Annotated in this window: 14 protein-coding genes, 1 pseudogene and 1 riboswitch; of the genes and pseudogenes, 8 read left to right on the top strand and 7 right to left on the bottom strand. The window is 68.8% G+C overall.

Annotated elements, in window-relative coordinates; genetic code table 11:
- Nucleotides 1-35: 35 nt before the first annotated feature.
- The 3 genes from tldD to rodA form a co-directional block, all read right to left on the bottom strand.
- The gene (gene tldD, locus B2J89_RS04540) at nucleotides 36-1,520 is read right to left on the bottom strand and encodes a metalloprotease TldD (RefSeq protein ID WP_169168039.1); all 1,485 of its coding nucleotides are present in this window, start codon (nucleotides 1,518-1,520) and stop codon (nucleotides 36-38) included.
- 81 nt (nucleotides 1,521-1,601) lie between these two features.
- Nucleotides 1,602-1,937 carry a YegP family protein gene (locus tag B2J89_RS04535; protein ID WP_169168038.1) on the bottom strand — a complete coding sequence of 112 codons (336 nt, stop codon included), beginning with the start codon at nucleotides 1,935-1,937 and terminating at the stop codon, nucleotides 1,602-1,604.
- An 88-nt stretch (nucleotides 1,938-2,025) separates the two neighbouring features.
- On the bottom strand, nucleotides 2,026-3,198 hold the full coding sequence (gene rodA, locus B2J89_RS04530) for a rod shape-determining protein RodA (protein ID WP_169168037.1): 1,173 nt from the start codon (nucleotides 3,196-3,198) through the stop codon (nucleotides 2,026-2,028).
- 35 nt (nucleotides 3,199-3,233) lie between these two features.
- Here rodA and B2J89_RS04525 point away from each other — a divergent pair, with 35 nt between their 5' ends.
- On the top strand, nucleotides 3,234-3,830 hold the full coding sequence (locus B2J89_RS04525; RefSeq protein ID WP_169168036.1) for a YqiA/YcfP family alpha/beta fold hydrolase: 597 nt from the start codon (nucleotides 3,234-3,236) through the stop codon (nucleotides 3,828-3,830).
- 49 nt (nucleotides 3,831-3,879) lie between these two features.
- On the opposite strand, the gene B2J89_RS04520 is transcribed toward B2J89_RS04525, so the two are convergent.
- Entirely contained in the window at nucleotides 3,880-5,166 is a 1,287-nt protein-coding gene (locus B2J89_RS04520; protein WP_169168035.1) for a c-type cytochrome, read from the bottom strand.
- A gap of 184 nt (nucleotides 5,167-5,350) precedes the next feature.
- On the opposite strand from B2J89_RS04520, the gene B2J89_RS04515 reads away from it, so the two are divergent.
- From B2J89_RS04515 to ruvC, 6 genes are all read left to right on the top strand, one after another.
- Nucleotides 5,351-7,426 (top strand): ribonuclease catalytic domain-containing protein, encoded by a 2,076-nt coding sequence (locus B2J89_RS04515; RefSeq protein ID WP_169168034.1) that lies wholly within the window; start codon nucleotides 5,351-5,353, stop codon nucleotides 7,424-7,426.
- Nucleotides 7,423-8,283, top strand: coding sequence for a TonB family protein (locus B2J89_RS04510; protein WP_169168033.1), 861 nt, complete (start codon nucleotides 7,423-7,425; stop codon nucleotides 8,281-8,283). The genes B2J89_RS04515 and B2J89_RS04510 overlap by 4 nt, the downstream gene beginning before the upstream one ends.
- Complete coding sequence (gene aroE / locus B2J89_RS04505) at nucleotides 8,280-9,179, top strand: shikimate dehydrogenase (protein WP_169168032.1); 900 nt, start codon at nucleotides 8,280-8,282, stop codon at nucleotides 9,177-9,179. The genes B2J89_RS04510 and aroE overlap by 4 nt, the downstream gene beginning before the upstream one ends.
- Before the next feature lie 14 nt (nucleotides 9,180-9,193).
- A complete protein-coding gene (locus B2J89_RS04500; protein WP_169168031.1) occupies nucleotides 9,194-9,955 on the top strand; it encodes a transglycosylase domain-containing protein in 762 nt (253 codons plus the stop codon).
- Between the two features lie 185 nt (nucleotides 9,956-10,140).
- Nucleotides 10,141-10,695 (top strand): PEP-CTERM sorting domain-containing protein, encoded by a 555-nt coding sequence (locus B2J89_RS04495; RefSeq protein ID WP_205763696.1) that lies wholly within the window; start codon nucleotides 10,141-10,143, stop codon nucleotides 10,693-10,695.
- Nucleotides 10,696-10,904: 209 nt separating this feature from the next.
- On the top strand, nucleotides 10,905-11,453 hold the full coding sequence (ruvC, locus tag B2J89_RS04490) for a crossover junction endodeoxyribonuclease RuvC (RefSeq protein WP_169168029.1): 549 nt from the start codon (nucleotides 10,905-10,907) through the stop codon (nucleotides 11,451-11,453).
- 639 nt (nucleotides 11,454-12,092) lie between these two features.
- Here ruvC and B2J89_RS23185 read toward each other — a convergent pair.
- A pseudogene (locus tag B2J89_RS23185) lies at nucleotides 12,093-13,166 on the bottom strand (methyl-accepting chemotaxis protein); the annotation flags it as partial.
- A gap of 226 nt (nucleotides 13,167-13,392) precedes the next feature.
- Here B2J89_RS23185 and B2J89_RS04480 point away from each other — a divergent pair.
- Complete coding sequence (locus B2J89_RS04480; protein WP_169168028.1) at nucleotides 13,393-15,072, top strand: methyl-accepting chemotaxis protein; 1,680 nt, start codon at nucleotides 13,393-13,395, stop codon at nucleotides 15,070-15,072.
- Nucleotides 15,073-15,074: 2 nt separating this feature from the next.
- Here the strand turns inward: B2J89_RS04480 and thiC are convergent, their stop codons facing one another.
- Both thiC and B2J89_RS04470 read right to left on the bottom strand, forming a co-directional pair.
- The gene (gene thiC, locus B2J89_RS04475; protein WP_169168027.1) at nucleotides 15,075-16,937 is read right to left on the bottom strand and encodes a phosphomethylpyrimidine synthase ThiC; all 1,863 of its coding nucleotides are present in this window, start codon (nucleotides 16,935-16,937) and stop codon (nucleotides 15,075-15,077) included.
- Nucleotides 16,938-17,042: 105 nt separating this feature from the next.
- Nucleotides 17,043-17,163, bottom strand: a riboswitch (TPP riboswitch).
- A 30-nt stretch (nucleotides 17,164-17,193) separates the two neighbouring features.
- Entirely contained in the window at nucleotides 17,194-17,370 is a 177-nt protein-coding gene (locus B2J89_RS04470; RefSeq protein ID WP_169168026.1) for a hypothetical protein, read from the bottom strand.
- Nucleotides 17,371-17,372: the final 2 nt, after the last annotated feature.

The following is a 17,372-nucleotide window of genomic DNA, read 5'->3' as shown; positions in this document are numbered from 1 at the left end:
GCAACGCAGCGCCGCAGGCCCGCAGCGCCCTGCGCTCAGGCGGTGCCGCCCACGGTCAGGGCGTCGATGCGCAGCGTGGGCTGGCCCACGCCCACGGGCACGCTCTGGCCTTCCTTGCCGCAGGTGCCGACACCGCTGTCCAGGCGCATGTCGTTGCCGATCATGCTGATCTTCTTGAGCGACTCCGGGCCGCTGCCGACGATGGTGGCGCCCTTGACCGGGTAGAGGATCTTGCCGTTTTCGACCCAGTACGCTTCGCTGGCCGAGAACACGAACTTGCCCGAGGTGATGTCGACCTGGCCGCCGCCGAAATTGGTGGCGTACAGGCCCTTCTTGATGCTGGCGATGATCTCCTGCGGGTCCTTGTCGCCACCCAGCATGTAGGTGTTGGTCATGCGCGGCATGGGGATGTGCGCATAGCTCTCGCGCCGGCCGTTGCCGGTGGGCGCCACGCCCATCAGGCGGGCGTTCATCGAGTCCTGGATGTAGCCCTTCAAGATCCCGTCCTCGATCAGCACATTGCGCTGGCTGGCATGGCCCTCGTCGTCCACGTTGAGCGAGCCGCGCCGATCGGCGATGGTGCCGTCGTCGAGCACCGTCACCCCCTTGGCCGCCACGCGCTGGCCGATGCGGCCGCTGAACGCGCTCGAACCCTTGCGGTTGAAGTCGCCCTCCAGCCCATGGCCCACGGCCTCGTGCAGCAGCACGCCGGGCCAGCCCGGGCCCAGCACCACGGTCATCTCGCCGGCCGGTGCCGGGCGCGATTCGAGGTTGACCAGGGCGGCATTGACGGCCTCATCGACGTACTGCGCGATCTGCGCGTCGTCAAAATACGCCAGTCCAAAGCGTCCGCCACCGCCGGCCGAGCCGACCTCGCGGCGCCCGCCCTGCTCGGCGATCACCGTGACCGACAGGCGCACCAGCGGGCGCACATCGGCCGCCAGCGTGCCGTCGGCACGCGCCACCAGCACCACGTCGTATTCGCTGGCCAGGCCGGCCATGACCTGCGCCACGCGCGGGTCCTTCGCGCGGGCGAGCTGCTCCACCCTCCCCAACAGCGCCACCTTGGCCGTGCTGTCGAGCGTGGAGATCGGGTCCACGCCGGGGTAGAGGCTGCGGCTGGGCGCTACCTTTTTGCCCGCTACCCGTACCCGCCCTTTCTGCGCTGTGGCCGAAATCGAGCGCACCGTGCGGGCCGCATCGAGCAGCGAGGCCTCGGAGATGTCGTCGGAATAGGCAAAAGCCGTCTTCTCGCCGCTCACGGCGCGCACGCCCACGCCCTGGTCGATGGAAAACGAGCCGGTCTTGACGATGCCCTCTTCGAGGCTCCAGCCTTCGCTGCGCGTGTACTGGAAGTAAAGGTCGGCGTCGTCCACCTGGTGGGCGCGGATGTCTGTCAGCGCACGCGCCAGGTGGCTTTCGTCCAGCCCGAACGGCGTCAGCAGCAACTGGCGGGCGATGTCGATGCGCTGGGTGGTGGGTGCGCGCTGCGGCGCGCCAGAGGAAGAGCGGGAGGTCATCGGGCCATTTTAGGGGCGCACTGAAATCCCGCGCGGCACGCAGGCCGCCCCGGCTGCCCGGCCGAGGACGGTTCCACGATCTCAGGCGGTGGTGTCGTTGAGCACCGCAGCGGGCGCATGGTGCTTGACCGATTCGATGCCCGCATCGCGCGCCCTCTCGCCCGAATACATCTGGCTCTGGCCGACCACCTGCCCGTTGGCGGCCTTGAGAGTGAAATAGGGCGAGCCATCCTTCGCACTCAGGCGGCCATAGCGCGCATCGTCGGGCGCGTTCTTGCGGACCGACTCCACGCCCCCCAGGGCCCTTGCCCGGGACTCGTACATCTCGCTCGTCAGGATGACCTGGCCATTGGTGGCCAGGAGGTTGAAGACAAACTTGTCGTTCTTGGACTTCTTGAGCTCGAACTTTGCCGCCATGGGTAACCTCCAGGTGATGCCAAAGCACGGTTGGCCCGTGCTTTGTACCCGCAAGGGCCTCCGACGTCCAACCGCGGCGCCTGGCCGGTCACAGCACCGGCGGCGGCGGCTGGGCGGGCTGGCGCTGCGTGCGCGCAATCGACATCAGCACGCCCAGCGCCAGCCCCAGCGTGACCATGGCCGTGCCGCCATAGCTGATGAAGGGCAGCGGCACGCCCACCACCGGCAGCATGCCGCTGACCATGCCCATGTTCACAAAGGCATAGGTGAAGAAGATCATGGACACAGCGCCCGCCATGAGGCGGCTGAACAGCGTGGTCGCCCCGGCCGCGATCGCCAGGCCGCGCCAGACCAGGAGCACGAAGCACACGATCAAAAACAGGTTGCCGGCCAGGCCGAACTCTTCCGAAAATGCGGCAAAGATGAAGTCGGTGGTGCGCTCGGGGATGAACTCCAGGTGGGTTTGCGTGCCGGCCATGAAGCCCTTGCCAAACACGCCGCCCGAGCCGATGGCGATCATGCCCTGGATGATATGAAAGCCCTTGCCCAGCGGATCGCGCGTGGGATCGAGCAGGGTGCAGATGCGCTGCTGCTGGTAGTCGCGCAGCACCGACCAGCGCACCCCGTCGGCACACAGCTGCGGTTCGAACATCACCACCAGCACCACGGCCACGGCGCCCAGCACCACCGGCGGCACCACCAGCTTCCACGGCAGGCCGGCAAAAAAGATCACCGACAGCCCCGCCGCCAGCACCAGCAGCGAGGTGCCCAGGTCGGGCTGCTTCATGATCAGCCCCACCGGCACCACCAGCAGCGCCACAGCCACGGCAAAGTCGAACGGGCGCAGGTGCCCCTCGCGCTTCTGGAACCACCAGGCCAGCATCAGCGGCATGGAGATCTTGAGCAGCTCGCTGGGCTGGACCACCACGCCGACGTCGATCCAGCGCTGCGCGCCCTTCTTGGTGATGCCAAACAGTGCCACCGCCGCCAGCAGCGCCAAGCCCGCGACATACAAAGGCACGGCCATGGCCATGATGCGCTGGGGCGGCACCTGCGCCACGGCAAACATCAGCGCCGCGGCAATCAGCATGTTGCGGCCATGGTCGACAAAGCGCGTGCCATGGTCAAAGCCCGACGAGTACATGGCCAGCAGGCCCGCGGCCGCCAAGGCCAGCACCACGGCCAGCAGCGGCCCATCGAACCAGCGGAACAGGGGCAGGATGCGCTGGAGCGCGGAAGGCTTGGCAAAAGCGTCGGACATGGCAGCGATTATCGGGCCGCCTATGATTCCCGGCCATGGCCACCACCCATCTGCTCTACCTCCACGGCTTTCGCTCCTCCCCCCAATCGGCCAAGGCCCGGCTGATGGCCGCGCATGTGGCCCGGCACCACCCGGGCGTGCAGTTCTGGTGCCCGCATCTGCCGCCCTCGCCGCGTGCGGCCATGGACCTCGTGAGCGCGGGCATCGCTGGCTGGCCGCACGCCCACATGGCCGTGGTCGGCTCGTCCCTGGGCGGTTTCTACGCCAGCTGGGTGGCACAGCAAACGGGCTGCCCTTCGGTGCTGCTGAACCCCGCGGTGGACCCCGCGCGCGACCTCGCGCGCCACATCGGCGACCAGACGGCCTGGCACGACCCGGCCGAGCGCTTCTACTTCGACCCGGCCTTCATCGGCGAGCTGCGTGCCCTCGACGTGCGCGACCAGGCCGCCACCGGGCCGCAACTGGCGGTGGTGGCCAAGGGCGACGAACTGCTGGACTGGCGCGAGATGGTCGCGCGCTACCCGCAGGCGCAGTTGCTGCTGCTCGAAGGCGGGGACCATGCGCTGAGCGACTTTGCCGAACACATCGCGCGGGTGGCGCAGTTCCTGCAGCTGGCTCCGGCCAGCGCTTGAGCGCCGCCGTCCCGCCCGCGCCACGGCGTGCCGGTCCCGCGGCGCCCGGCTACAGCGACTTCAGGTACTGCGCCAGGTCGGCCACATCCTGGGCGCTGAGACCGAGGGCCTGCCGGGTGTTGTAGGTCTGCGCCACCTCCTCGAGCGTGGCGGCCGAGCCGTCGTGGAAATAGGGGGCGTGCTGCCAGACGCCTTTGAGCGGCGACGTGCGGTACATCTTGGTCGCCGAACGGGAGACGTAGCTCGGGCTTTCGGGCTCCGCCATCGAATCGCCCGGCGGGTGCAGCCGGGCATTGGCGTCCGTGAAGCTGCCCCCGCTGTGGCAGGCCACGCACTTGCCTGCGCCTTCGAACACCATGCGACCGCGCGCCGCGGCGGCCGGGTCGAAACTCCCCGCCGGCGCGGGCGGCGCGCCCAGCGACAGCTGGTACGCCTGCAGGGCGGGCAGCTGGGCCGAGACCCGGTCCTCGGTGCCGTGGGTGATGCGCAGGTTCAGGCGCGGCTCGACCACCGTGCCCAGCCCGCCCATCTCGGCCACGGCCACGTAGCGGTTCCAGTAGGCGATGTCCTCGCCGTCGCCCGTGAAAGTGATGCGGTGGATGCCGGCCAGCCCATAGGCGGGCGGAATCACGACCGGCTTGCTCAGGCCGTCCACGTTGTTGCGGGGGTCGAACTTGCCAGGCCCCCAGCTGTTGAGGGTGGCCTTCACCGCCGCGTCCAGCGCCGGCGACAGGGCGATGATCGCTCCCGGGTTGAGGTCGCGGTTGGGCCAGCCGTCCAGGCGCTTGCCGATGCCTTTCGCGAACGAGTTGTCGACCGTCGAATGGCACAGCGCGCAGGTGATGCCCACCCGCATGAGCCGGTCCACGCCGTTGACCGTTTCCACCACGCCCTGGACGCCGACGACCGCGTTGAGCTTGAGCAGCGCCACGGTGGTGGCCGGGCTCTTGAGGTCGACGCTGCCGTCCTGGATGCCCGCCACCACGGCCGCCGGCAGCGCCTCGGCATCGACCTTGAGCCCCACGGACAGTGCCGTCACCGGGTCGACCGCAGCGCTGATGACCTCGTGCATCTTCAGGGTGTCGGTCCATTGCACCTCGTCGCCAAAGGTGTCGAAGCGGAAGATCTGTTTTCCCTGCTCGACCAGCGCCGCCTGGGCCGGGTCCGGGACACCGGAAGACGAATCACCGCCACTGCCACCGCCACCGCCACTGCCACCGCCACTGCCACCGCCGCCGCCACAGGCCACGGCCACTGCCGCTACCAAGCCCAGGGGCGCGGCCAGGCGCAGGGTGCGCACGGCCTGGGAAGGGACGAAAAATGGAGGGAGCGTCATGGTTTTCTCCTGCACAAGGGCACACAAGGGATTCGGCACAGCGCATCCGGGGCGGCGCCTGTGCCGCGTTGGGGTGCGGCGTGCCGGCTTCTTCCGGCCTTTTTCCGTTAGATGCGGGCTGGCGTGAAAACGTGACAACCGCCGGCGGCTTTCGCGCCCCAGCGGCCATGGGACAATCTTGTCCATGCACGCATTGTTTGAAGAATCCGGCAAGTTCCTGGCCGGCCGCATCCTCTCGGAGGCCGACACTTCGGCCCAGATCGAGCTCGATTCGGGCAAACGGGTCAAGGTCAAGTCCGCCCACATCCTGCTGAAATTCGAAAAACCCGCGCCCGCCGAACTCGTGGCGCAGGCGCAGGCCGTGGCGCAGACCATCGAACTCGACCTGGCCTGGGAATTCGCCTCCGAGGACGAGTTCGGCTTTGCCGACCTGGCGCGCGACTATTTCTCGGACCACGCCACGCTGGCCCAGCAGGCGGGCGCGCTGTTCGCGCTCTACGAGGCGCCGCACTACTTCCGCCGCGCCGGCAAGGGCCGCTTCAAGAAGGCCCCGGCCGAGATCCTGCAGCAGGCGCTGGCCGCCATCGAGAAGAAAAAGCGCGTGCTGGCCCAGATCGCCGAGTGGGCCCAGTCCCTGGCCCAGGGCGACTGTCCGCAGCCGATCCGCGAGCAGCTCTACAAGATTCTGTTCCGCCCCGACAAGAACGCGCCCGAGTACAAGGCCGTGGTCGAGGCCAGCCGCGCCACGCACACCGCGCCGCTCCCGCTGCTGCAAAAGGCCGGCGCCATCGATTCGAGCTACCAGTTCCACTGGAAGCGCTTCTTGTTCGACAACTTCCCCAAGGGCACGGACTTCCCGCCGCTGGCCGCGCCCCAGCCGCCCGCCGACCTGCCGCTGGCGCCGGTGCAGGCGTACTCCATCGATGACTCGGCCACCACCGAGATCGACGACGCGCTGTCGCTGCAAGGCCTGGGCAGCGGCACCGTGGTGCTGGGCATCCACATCGCCGCGCCGGGCCTGGCAATGGCACCGGGCGACGCGCTCGACCAGCTCGGGCGCCAGCGCCTGTCCACGGTCTACATGCCCGGCTACAAGATCACCATGCTGCCCGACGAGGTGGTGCAGATCTACACGCTCGACGCAGGCCGCGCCAACCCGGCCGTGTCGCTGTACGTGACCATCGACGAGGCCACGCTGGCCGTCACCGGCACCGAAACCAAGCTCGAGCGCGTGCCCGTCAGCGTCAACCTGCGCCACGACCAGCTCGACCACATCGTCACCGAAGAATGGCTGGTCGACCCCTCGATTCACACTGAAAATACGCCCCAGCCCTTGCTGGAACTGCGCGAGCAGCTCTCATTTTTGCACCGCTTTGCCAAGAGCTTGAAGGCCCAGCGCGAGGTGGTGCGCGGCAAGCCCGAAGCCTTCAACCGCCCCGACTACAGCTTCCGCCTGGTCGGCAACGACGGCGCCGAGCCCGATGGCACGGAGCAGGTGCAGATCGGCACGCGCAAGCGCGGCGCGCCGCTCGACCTGATCGTGGCCGAAGCCGCCATCGTCGCCAACAGCACCTGGGGCAGCTGGATGGCCGATCTCGGCGTGCCCGGCATCTACCGCAGCCAGGCGAGCCTGGCGCCGGGCGTGAAGGTGCGCATGGGCACCAAGGCGCTGCCGCACGCCGGCATCGGCGTCAAGAGCTACGCCTGGGCGACCTCGCCGCTGCGCCGCTACACCGACCTGGTCAACCAGTGGCAGATCATTGCCTGCGCGCGCCACGGCAAGACCGCCGCGCTGGCCGCGCCGTTCAAGCCCAAGGACGCCGACCTGTTCTCGATCATCAGCAGCTTTGACGCCGCCTACAGCGCCTACAACGGCTACCAGGCCGGCATGGAGCGCTTCTGGACGCTCCAGTACCTGGCGCAAAACCGCATCACCGAACTCACGGCGACGGTGTTCAAGGAAGGCCCGGGCGGCAGCTTCCTGGTGCGCGCCGACGAGCTGCCGCTGGTGTTCCCGGTGCTGGGCGCGCAGCACCTGCCGCGCGGTGCGCGCCTGCGCGTGCGGCTCGGCGAGATCGACGACATCACGCTCGACCTGCACGGCACCGTCCTGGAACGCCTGGACGACCCCGCCGACGCCAGCGACGATGGCCCGGTGGACGATGCCGACGACGAAGAGGCCGTGGCCGGCCCGATCGCCATTGCCGTCGATGTGAGCGAAAGCGACGCCGCGGCGAGCGCCGATCCCCCTGCGCCGTGACACGGGCCGCCTTCCTTCGCAAGCTCAGCACGCTGCAGCTGACCCTGCTGGTGTCGGCGCTGCTGCACGCCGCCGTGCTGTCGGTGCGCTTCGTCGATCCGGAGGGCTTCAACCGCGTGTTCCAGGACACGCCGCTCGAAGTGATCCTGGTCAACGCCAAGTCCAGCGAGCGCCCCGACAAGGCGCAGGCCATCGCGCAGGCGGCGCTGGCCGGCGGCGGCGACGCTGCCCAGGGCCGCGCCACCAGCCCGCTGCCCTATTCGGCCCTCACCCACATCGGCAACGATTTCGAGGAGGCCCAGCGCAAGCTCGACACACTGCAGGAACAGCAAACCCAGCTGCTCGCCCAGTTGCGCAAGCAGATTGCCGCCCTGCCCGCCCCCGACCCGCGCAAGCCCAGCCCCGACCCCGCCAAGGCCGCCCAGGAAGAAAAGCGCCGCCAGCTCGTCAAGCTGCTGGCCGAGATCGAACGCCGCATCCACGAAGAGAACGCGCGCCCCAAGAAGCGCTATATCAGCCCCGCCACGCGCGAGGAGGTGTACGCGGTTTACTACGACGCGCTGCGACGCAAGGTCGAAGACAAGGGCACCGAGAACTTCCCCGAGCTGGGGGGCAGAAAGCTATACGGCGAGCTGACCATGATCGTCACCGTCAACCACGATGGGCGCGTGCTCGCCACCGAAATCGTGCAGGGCTCGGGCACGCCCCTGCTCGACAGCCGTGCCGAGGCCATTGCGCGCGCGGCGGGCCCGTTCGGCGCCTTCAATGCCGAGATGCGCCGCAAGGCCGACCAGATTGCCGTGGTCTCGCGCTTCAAGTTCACGCGCGAGCAAACCCTGGAGACCAGCGTGCGATGAACGCCAGCGCCCCCCCGCCCGATCTTTACTGCGTCATGGGCCATCCGGTCGAACACAGCCGCTCGCCCTGGATCCACGCGCGCTTTGCCGCACTCACGGGCCAGGCGCTGCGCTACGAGCGCCGCCTGGTGCCGCTGGACGGCTTTGCGCAGGCGCTGGCCGAATTCGCCGCCGCCGGAGGGCGCGGCTGCAACATCACGGTGCCGTTCAAGCTCGAAGCCGCTCAGTTGGCCACCCAGCGCAGCGAGCGCGTGCAGCTGGCCGGCGCCGCCAACACCCTGCGCTTTGCCGACGGCGAAATCTACGCCGACAACACCGATGGCCTGGGCCTGGTGGCCGACGTCGCGCACAACGCCGGCTTTGCCTTGGCCGGGCGCGACGTGCTGCTGGTCGGCGCGGGCGGTGCGGCCGCAGGTGCGCTCGGGCCGCTGCTGGCCGCCGGGCCGCGCCGCGTCGCCGTGGCGAACCGCACCCTGGCGCGCGCGCAGGCGCTGGTGCAGTCGCACGCGCCCCTGGCTGCGCTACACAAAACAGAGCTGTCAGCGCATACCCCGCAAGCGTTAGAGGGCAATTTGACCCCAAACGGGACCTTTGACATCGTCATCAACGCCAGCGCCAGCAGCCTCGCAGGCGATGCGGTCCCCGTCCCCGCCAGCGTGCTGCGCCCGGGCGCCCTGGCCTACGACATGATGTACGGCCCGGCCGCCCAGGGCTTCCTGGACTGGGCCCGCGCGCACGGCGCCCAGCCGCGCGACGGCCTGGGCATGCTGGTGGAACAGGCCGCCGAGGCCTTTGCGATCTGGCGCGGCGTGCGCCCGCCCAGCGCCGCGGTACTCGCTGAACTGCGCGCGCTGATGGCGCAGCCCGCCCTCGCCTCCGGCACCCACGCGCACTGAAGCGCCACTGCCCCATGAAGCCGCTGCTGCGCTGGATAGGCCTGGTGTTGCTGGCGCTGCTGGCGCTGCAGTTGTTCTTCGCCCTGCGCATCGCCGCCATGGCCGCGATCGCCCCCGAATCCACCGGCTTCCAGCGCTCCGAGGCCTGGGTGCAATGGGCCGACACAGGCACGGTGCGCTGGCGCCAGCAGTGGGTGCCGTATACGCAGATCTCCGACCACCTCAAGCGCGCCGTCATCACCGCGGAAGACGACAGCTTCGTCAACCACGACGGCGTGGACTGGAACGCCATCGAAAAGGCCTGGGAGCGCAACGCCCTTGCCGAGGCCCAGGCCGCGCGCCAGGAAGCCGCGCGCCCCGCCAAGCCGCGCGCCCCGGCCGCCGCCGCGCGGCCCGTGCGCGCGCCCAAGATCCGGGGCGGCTCCACCATCACGCAGCAGCTGGCCAAGAACCTGCTGCTGTCGGGCGAGCGCACGCTGCTGCGCAAGGGCCAGGAGTTCGTGCTCACGCTGCTGCTGGAGCAATTCCTCACCAAGCAGCGCATCCTGGAGATCTACCTCAACAACGTCGAATGGGGCGCCGGCGTGTTCGGCGCCGAGGCTGCCGCGCAGCACTACTTCCGCAAAAGCGCCGCCCGCCTGGCCCCTGCCGAGGCCGCCCGCCTGGCCGTGATGCTGCCCGCGCCCAAGCGCTTCGAAAAGATGCCCGGCTCCGCCTACCTGAGCGGCCGCACCCGGGCCATCCTGCGGCGCATGGGCGGGGCGGAGCTGCCGTGACTGCCACGGCCAACGGCGCAGCAAAGCGGTAGTGCACGCGCGATGGCATGGCGCGAAAGAACGCCCCGCAGGTTCTATAAGCGTCGATATTTTTGACACTTCGTGACGTATAGTTACGTAAGCCATTGATTTGTAACCTTGGCACACAAAATGCTTCTTTTTGAGACCTCAACTAGGAGATGTCAATGCACCGTTTTCTCTCGCCCTTGGTTCTTGGTTTTTCGCTGCTCGCCGTGGGGGCTCAAGCGGCCCCGGTGGTCGGTAACACTTACCTGGATTCGGACAATGTCGGTTGGACCTACATCGGCAGCTACGACGTGGGGTCCGGACCTTTCTGGAAGAACACCCCTCTCAACTACACGGCTTTGCAAGCCGCCGAATTGGTCTTCGGCTCCCTCGCAAATGGATACCAATACGCCATTTCAACCGTTGATTCCTTCGTGAATCACCTGGCCTGGTACGACGGATTCGGAGACACTTCCCATCTGCCGACCACCAACAAGTTTGGTGGCGGCAACGCGTTGGCCGAGAATTTCTTCATCGATGTGGGCAAGAGCGGCTACAACCAGGGCGGAGATCTTTCCGCCTATGTGGGCGGCGACAAGGCCACACAGGGCGGCGGCGCGTTCAACTATGTGTTCACCGCCGCCGCGCCCAACCCGGTGCCTGAACCGGGCGCGCTGGCATTGCTGGGACTGGGGCTCGCTGGCATTGCCGCATTGCGCCAGCGCAAGGCTTAAGCCCAGCGCTGCAACAAGGACCCGCTTCGGCGGGTTTTTTCTTGTGCCCGCTGCAAATCCCCGCGGCGTGCGGTCTCAGCGCACGCCTGGTTCGTTCAGGCCTGTGCGGAAGCGCAAGCCCGCCTCCAGTGCGCTGGTGCGCTGGTCCATAATCAAAAAGGCGCTCAGCGCTTACCAGACAAGCACTGACAGCTCCATTTTTCACAGTTATGCGAATCCTTGGCATCGACCCCGGCCTGCAAACGACCGGCTTTGGCGTGATAGACGTAGAGGGGCACGCGCTCAGCTATGTGGCCAGCGGCACCATCCGCACCACGCAGCTCGCGCTGGGCGACCTGCCGGGGCGGCTGAAGGTGCTGTTCGACGGCATCAGCGAGGTGGCGGCACGCTACCAGCCGACCGTGGCCACGGTCGAGATCATTTTCGTCAACGTCAACCCACAGTCGACGCTGCTGCTGGGCCAGGCGCGCGGCGCCTGCATCACGGCGCTGGTGGCCAGCGACCTGCCGGTGGCCGAATACACGGCCTTGCAGATGAAGAAGGCGGTCGTCGGCCACGGGCGTGCGGCCAAGAGCCAGGTGCAGGAGATGGTGCGCCGCCTGCTGCAGCTGCCCGGCCTGCCGGGCACCGACGCGGCCGACGCGCTGGGCATGGCCATCACCCACGCGCACGCGGGCGCCGCCATGGCGCGGCTGGCCGAGGCGGGAACGCTGCAGCGGCGCCAGCACGCGATGTACAAGGGCGGGCGCAGTTACTGACGGCGCGCGCGCTGCGCGCGCAAAGGGGCCAGCGCACCGGCCCGCTTGTTCCTAGAATGGCCTGCCATGGCCCACCCTCCCCCTGCCGCCCCTCCGCCCAGCGCAGCGCCGGGATTCGTGTTCGTCAAAATCCCGGTGGGACGGCACGAGGCCGACCCTCTGCACCTGCGCGAGGAGCAGATGGACGAGGCCTTGCGCGCGCAGGGCCTGGGCCTGGTGGTGGGCTGGGGCGATTCGCTGGGCGAGCGCCACTTGGACGGCTCGCGCGACGTGGTGTACCTGCGCATCGACATCCTTGTGCACGACCTGGCGGCTGCGCTCTCGGTGCTGCGAGCGCTGCTGCCCGCACTGGATGCGCCGCAGGGCACCGAGATCCACTACACGCTGGACGGACGCAACCTGCACGACACGGCGGAGGCGGCCGGGTGGCGGCTGCAACAGCCCCTGGCCACTGCGCCGCGCGGCCTGCCGCCGGCCTGGCGCTGACACGCTTTGCTTTGCGGTGTCCCGCCCGGGGCCTGCGCTGTGCGCGGCCCGCTCATTCGCTACGAAATCAAGAGCTACCAGCGCTTGATGGGCAAGCGCTGGAGCCTTAAAACGCTCGAAATCAACGCAGCGCGGCGGCGGCCACGCCCAGGCGCGTAGCCCGGCGGCGACAGGCGCCGCGCGTGGGCCGCCCTGCGGCGCGGCGGCGCTGCCGCCATCGAGCTTGAACTGGCCCACGGCCCGTGTGAGCTGGCCGGCCTGCTCGCGCAGCGATGCGGAGGCGGCGGTGGACTCTTCGACGAGCGCGGCATTTTGCTGCGTCATCTGGTCGAGCTGGCGCACCGACTGGCCGATCTGGTCGATGCTCTCGCTCTGCTCGGCCGCCGAGGCGGTGATCTCGCCGATGATGCCCGAGACGCGGCGCACGCTGCTCACGATCTCGCCCATGGTCTGCCCGGCCTCGCCCACCAAGCGGGCGCCGTCTTTCACCCGGCCGACCGAGGTGCCGATCAGTGCCTTGATCTCCCGCGCGGCCTCGGCCGAGCGCTGCGCGAGGCTGCGCACTTCGCTGGCCACCACGGCGAAGCCGCGGCCCTGTTCGCCCGCGCGCGCGGCCTCGACGGCCGCGTTGAGCGCCAGGATGTTGGTCTGGAAGGCGATCGAGTCGATCACGCCCGTGATGTCGCCGATGTGGCGCGAGCTGGCAGTGATCTGCTCCATGGTCGTCACCACCTGGGCGACCACGCTGCCGCCGCGCTCGGCCACGGTGGCGGCCGAGGTGGCGAAGTCGCGCGCATGGTGCGATGACTCGGCGTTGTGGCGCACGGTGCCGGTGAGCAGCTCCATCGACGAGGCGGCCTCCTGCAGGTTGGCGGCGGTCTGCTCGGTGCGCTGGCCCAGGTCCTGGTTGCCGGTGGCAACCTGGCCGCTGGACGCGGCAATGTTGCCCGCGGCGTCCTGCACCTGGCGCACCAGCGTGCGCAGCGCGTCCTGCATGCGCTCCATGGCCATCACCAGCTGGCCAACCTCGTCGTGGTTCGTCGCCCGCACCTCTTGGGACAGGTCGCCGCCGGCAATGCGCTCGGCCAGGTCGCGCGCCTGCGACAGCGAACGCGTGATGGAGCGCACGCTGAACAAGGTGAGTGCAACCAGCACCGCCAGCGCCAGCAGCAGCGCGCCGCCGATCAGCGCCGACATGCGGGAAGCGCGCGCATCCATGTCCTGGCGCCCCACGGCGCGAACGAAAAGTAACTGTATGCGTCTTCCGCTTGAGCAGCCGCAGGGTATTCACCGGCATGGAGTCAGTGTTCACGGCACGCGCATTGCCCAGGGATTGACAGCAAATTGTCACAAACAACCGGCACAGTCCACAGGGCTCGGGGCCGCTGGCCCCAGGTACATGTCTTGCGCGCGGCACTGGCCGCTCGCGCGGGCAGCACCCCTTCCTTCTCCTATGCTTTCGTCCACCCCCTCCGTTCCCTCCCCTGCCACCGCTTCGCGCGGCTCGCTGGCCAGCAGATTGCTGGCCGTCTTCTTCGCGACCATGGCGCTCGCGCTGCTGGGCTCGGCCTTTGGCATCTGGTCGCTGCAGCGCATCCAGCGCTCCACGCAGCACATGGTGGAGCACAGCGTCGCGGCCGAGCGGCTGGTGGCCGATGCCTACCGCTACCAGGCCATCAATTCGGAGCGCTACAAGGCCATCGCCTTGAGTTCAGAGCCCGAGGTGGGCGATACCCTGGGCGCGGACATTGCCGCGACGCAGCAGCTCTATGACGGGCGGCTCAGCGCCTTGGCCGACAGGCTGCAGGCGGCCGAGCACCAGCAGCTCCTCGCAGGCATCCGCACCGCCGGCAAGGATTTCGCGGTGGCCCGCTCCGCGCTGGTGGCGGCGCGCGACTCGGGCCTGACCGAGCGCATCCGCAAGGTCTATGCCGAACATTTCCTGCCGTCGTCGAACGCGCTGCTGTCGGCGCTGGGCACGCTGACGCAGGCACAGCGCGATGCCATCGATGCGCGTGCGCGCGAGGTCGCCAGGCTGGGCGAAGTGGCCCGGCTGGTGCTGATCGCCTTCAGCGCCCTGGCGCTGGCGCTGGGCACGCTGCTCGCGCTGTGGCTAGTGCGCAGCATCACCCGCCCGATCGCTCTGGCTGGCACCACCGCCGACCGCGTGGCCAGCCTGGACCTGCGCCACGACATTGCAGGCCATGGGCGCGACGAGGCCGGCCGCATGCTGGGGTCTCTGGAGGTGATGCAGCACGCCTTGCGTGCGCTGGTGCGGCAGGTGCGGGGCTCGGCGCAGAACATCAGTGCGGCCGCCTCGGACATCGCCAGCGGCAACAGCGAACTGTCGGGCCGCACCGAAGAGACAGCCACCAGCCTGCAGCAGACCGCTGCCGCGCTGGAGCAGCTGACCCACCATGTCGTGCAGTCGGCCGAATCGGCCCACCATGCGCAGGCCATGGCCAACGCCGCGACCGTGGTGGCGCAAGAGGGCGGCAGCGTGGTGGCCCAGGTGGTGGGCACCATGGAAGGCATCCACCAGTCCTCGCGCAAGATCGTGGACATCATCGGCGTGATCGACTCCATCGCCTTTCAGACCAACATCCTGGCGCTCAATGCCGCGGTCGAGGCCGCGCGCGCCGGCGTACAGGGGCGGGGCTTCGCCGTGGTCGCGGCCGAGGTGCGCAGCCTGGCCACGCGCTCGGCGGCGGCGGCGCAAGAAATCAAGGCACTGATCACCGCATCGGTCGAACGCGCCGAGGCCGGCGCCAGCCTGGCGGGCGTGGCGGGCAGCACCATGGAGCGCATCGTCGGTGCCGTGCAGGACGCGGCACGCCGCATGGGCGAAATCACCTCGGCCACCGCCGTGCAGAACCACGAGATCGCGCAGATCAACACTGCCGTATCCCGGCTCGACCAGATGACGCAGGAGAACGCGTCACTGGTCGAGGAATCGGCCGCCGCATCCGCCAGCCTGCGCAGCCAGGCCCAGGAGTTGGCGGCCCTGATCAGCCGGTTCGTGCTGCCGGGCCAGGATGCGCCCGGCCCGGTGGACCAAACCGCACCCGGCACGGCGCCACAGACGGCAGCCCCGCGCGCGCCGCTGCGGCTGGCGCAGCGGCACGCGGCCTGACATCAGGCCACGGGCTGGATCGGCACGTACAACTCACCGCCCGTGCCGCGGAATTCCACCGCTTTTTCCTGCAGGCCCCGTGCGGCGAATTCGCGCACCTCCTGCGTGATCTTCATGGAGCAGAACTTGGGGCCGCACATCGAACAGAAGTGCGCCACCTTCGAGGCATCCTTGGGCAGGGTCTCGTCGTGGAATGCGCGGGCGGTGTCGGGGTCCAGGCCCAGGTTGAACTGGTCTTCCCAGCGGAAGTCGAAGCGCGCCTGGCTGAGCGCATCGTCGCGCGCGCGCGCGCCAGGGTGGCCCTTGGCCACGTCGGCCGCGTGCGCGGCGATCTTGTAGGCAATGATGCCCTGCTTGACGTCGTCGCGGTCGGGCAGGCCCAGGTGCTCTTTGGGAGTCACGTAGCACAGCATGGCCGTACCCATCCAGCCGATCATGGCCGCGCCGATGGCGCTGGCGATGTGGTCGTAGCCGGGGGCGATGTCGATGGTCAGCGGGCCCAGGGTGTAGAACGGCGCCCCGTGGCAGGTGTTGAGCTGCTCGGTCATGTTGGCCTGGATCATGTGCATGGGCACGTGTCCCGGGCCTTCGATCATGGTCTGCACGTCGTGCTTCCAGGCGGTCTGCGTGAGCTCGCCCAGCGTGTGCAGTTCGGCAAACTGCGCCGCGTCGTTGGCGTCGCTCGCGCAGCCCGGCCGCAGTCCGTCGCCCAGCGAGAAGCTCACGTCGTACGCCTTCATGATGTCGCAGATGTCCTCAAAATGCTCGTACAGAAAGCTCTCGCGGTGGTGCGCCATGCACCACTTGGCCATGATCGAGCCGCCGCGCGAGACGATGCCGGTGCGCCGCTGCGCCGTGAGCTGGATGTAAGCCAGGCGCACGCCGGCGTGGATGGTGAAGTAGTCCACGCCCTGCTCCGCCTGCTCGACCAGCGTGTCTCGGAAGATGGCCCAGGTCAGGTCCTCGGCCACGCCGCCCACCTTTTCGAGCGCCTGGTAGATCGGCACGGTGCCGATCGGCACGGGCGCATTGCGCACGATCCAGTCGCGCGTGGTGTGGATGGCCTTGCCGGTGGACAGGTCCATCACGTTGTCTGCGCCCCAGCGGATCGCCCAGACCAGCTTCTCGACCTCTTCCTCGATGCTGGACGTGACGGCCGAATTGCCGATGTTGGCGTTGATCTTGACCTTGAAGTTGCGCCCGATGGCCATGGGCTCGACCTCGGGGTGGTTGATGTTGGCTGGAATGATGGCGCGCCCGCGCGCCACTTCGTCGCGCACGAATTCGGGCGTGATGATCTGGGGGATGCTCGCGCCCATCGGGTTGCCCATCAGGCGCTGCTCGCGGCCGGCGTCCGCCATGTACTGCGCCATCCACTCGCGCTTGCCGTTCTCGCGGATCGCCACGTATTCCATCTCGGGCGTGACGATGCCTTTCTTCGCGTAGTGCATCTGCGTGACGTTGGCGCCGCTGCGCGCGCGCAGGGGCTGGCGCTGCAGTGCGGCGGCCTCGGCGCGCAGCTGCGCCAGGCGCGCGGCGTCCTCGCTCCTTTGGCCATCATCGATCGCCGCGGGCGCGCGGCCTGCGTAGCGCTCGACGTCGCCCCGCGCTGCGATCCAGGCGCCGCGCACGCTGGCCAGGCCGCGCCGCACGTCGATGGCGACATCGGGGTCGGTGTAAGGGCCCGACGTGTCGTAGACGCTGACCTGCTCGCCGTTGGTCAGCAGGATGTCGCGCACGGGAACGCGCAGGTCGGCGTGCAGCTGGCCGGGCACGTAGGCCTTGCGCGAGGCCGGAAAGGGCGCACGGGCATCCTCCAGCAAGCGGGCGAATGTCTCGAGGGCAAGGGGGTCGGTGGCGTTCATGGTCGGTCTCCGGTGGATGGCAGGGATGTGCTCCGGAGTGGACCTGTGCTCGCCCCCCCGGTGGCAGCGCCAGGGGCAAGGTCCGCCTGCCGTCAAAAGTAGCAGGACAGAAAGATCGGCTCTTCTTACGCCGGTATCAACCGGATCAAGTTCGTCGGGTTCGCGGGCCAGTCTGGACTTCAGACCGCCCCCATCTCAGTGCGTCAGCACACCCCGGAGCAGCCGCGAGTATAGGGCTATGCAGAGCGCGCCCGCGTCAGAGAACGCGCTCGGCGATCAGCACCGCAAAGAAGACAAAGGCGGCGATCAGCGTCCACTTGAGGACGACAAAACCCAGGCGCTTGTAGCGCGGCTGGCCGGTGCCGGCATAGAACGCAAAGCACACCGCCGCCGCGAGCAACAGCAGCAGGACGGCCCAGCGGAACAGCAGCATGG

Source organism: Acidovorax sp. SRB_24 (genome assembly GCF_012931925.1).
Note: the sequence above shows the minus strand (reverse complement) of the source record. Positions and strands in the feature narration are given on the sequence as shown.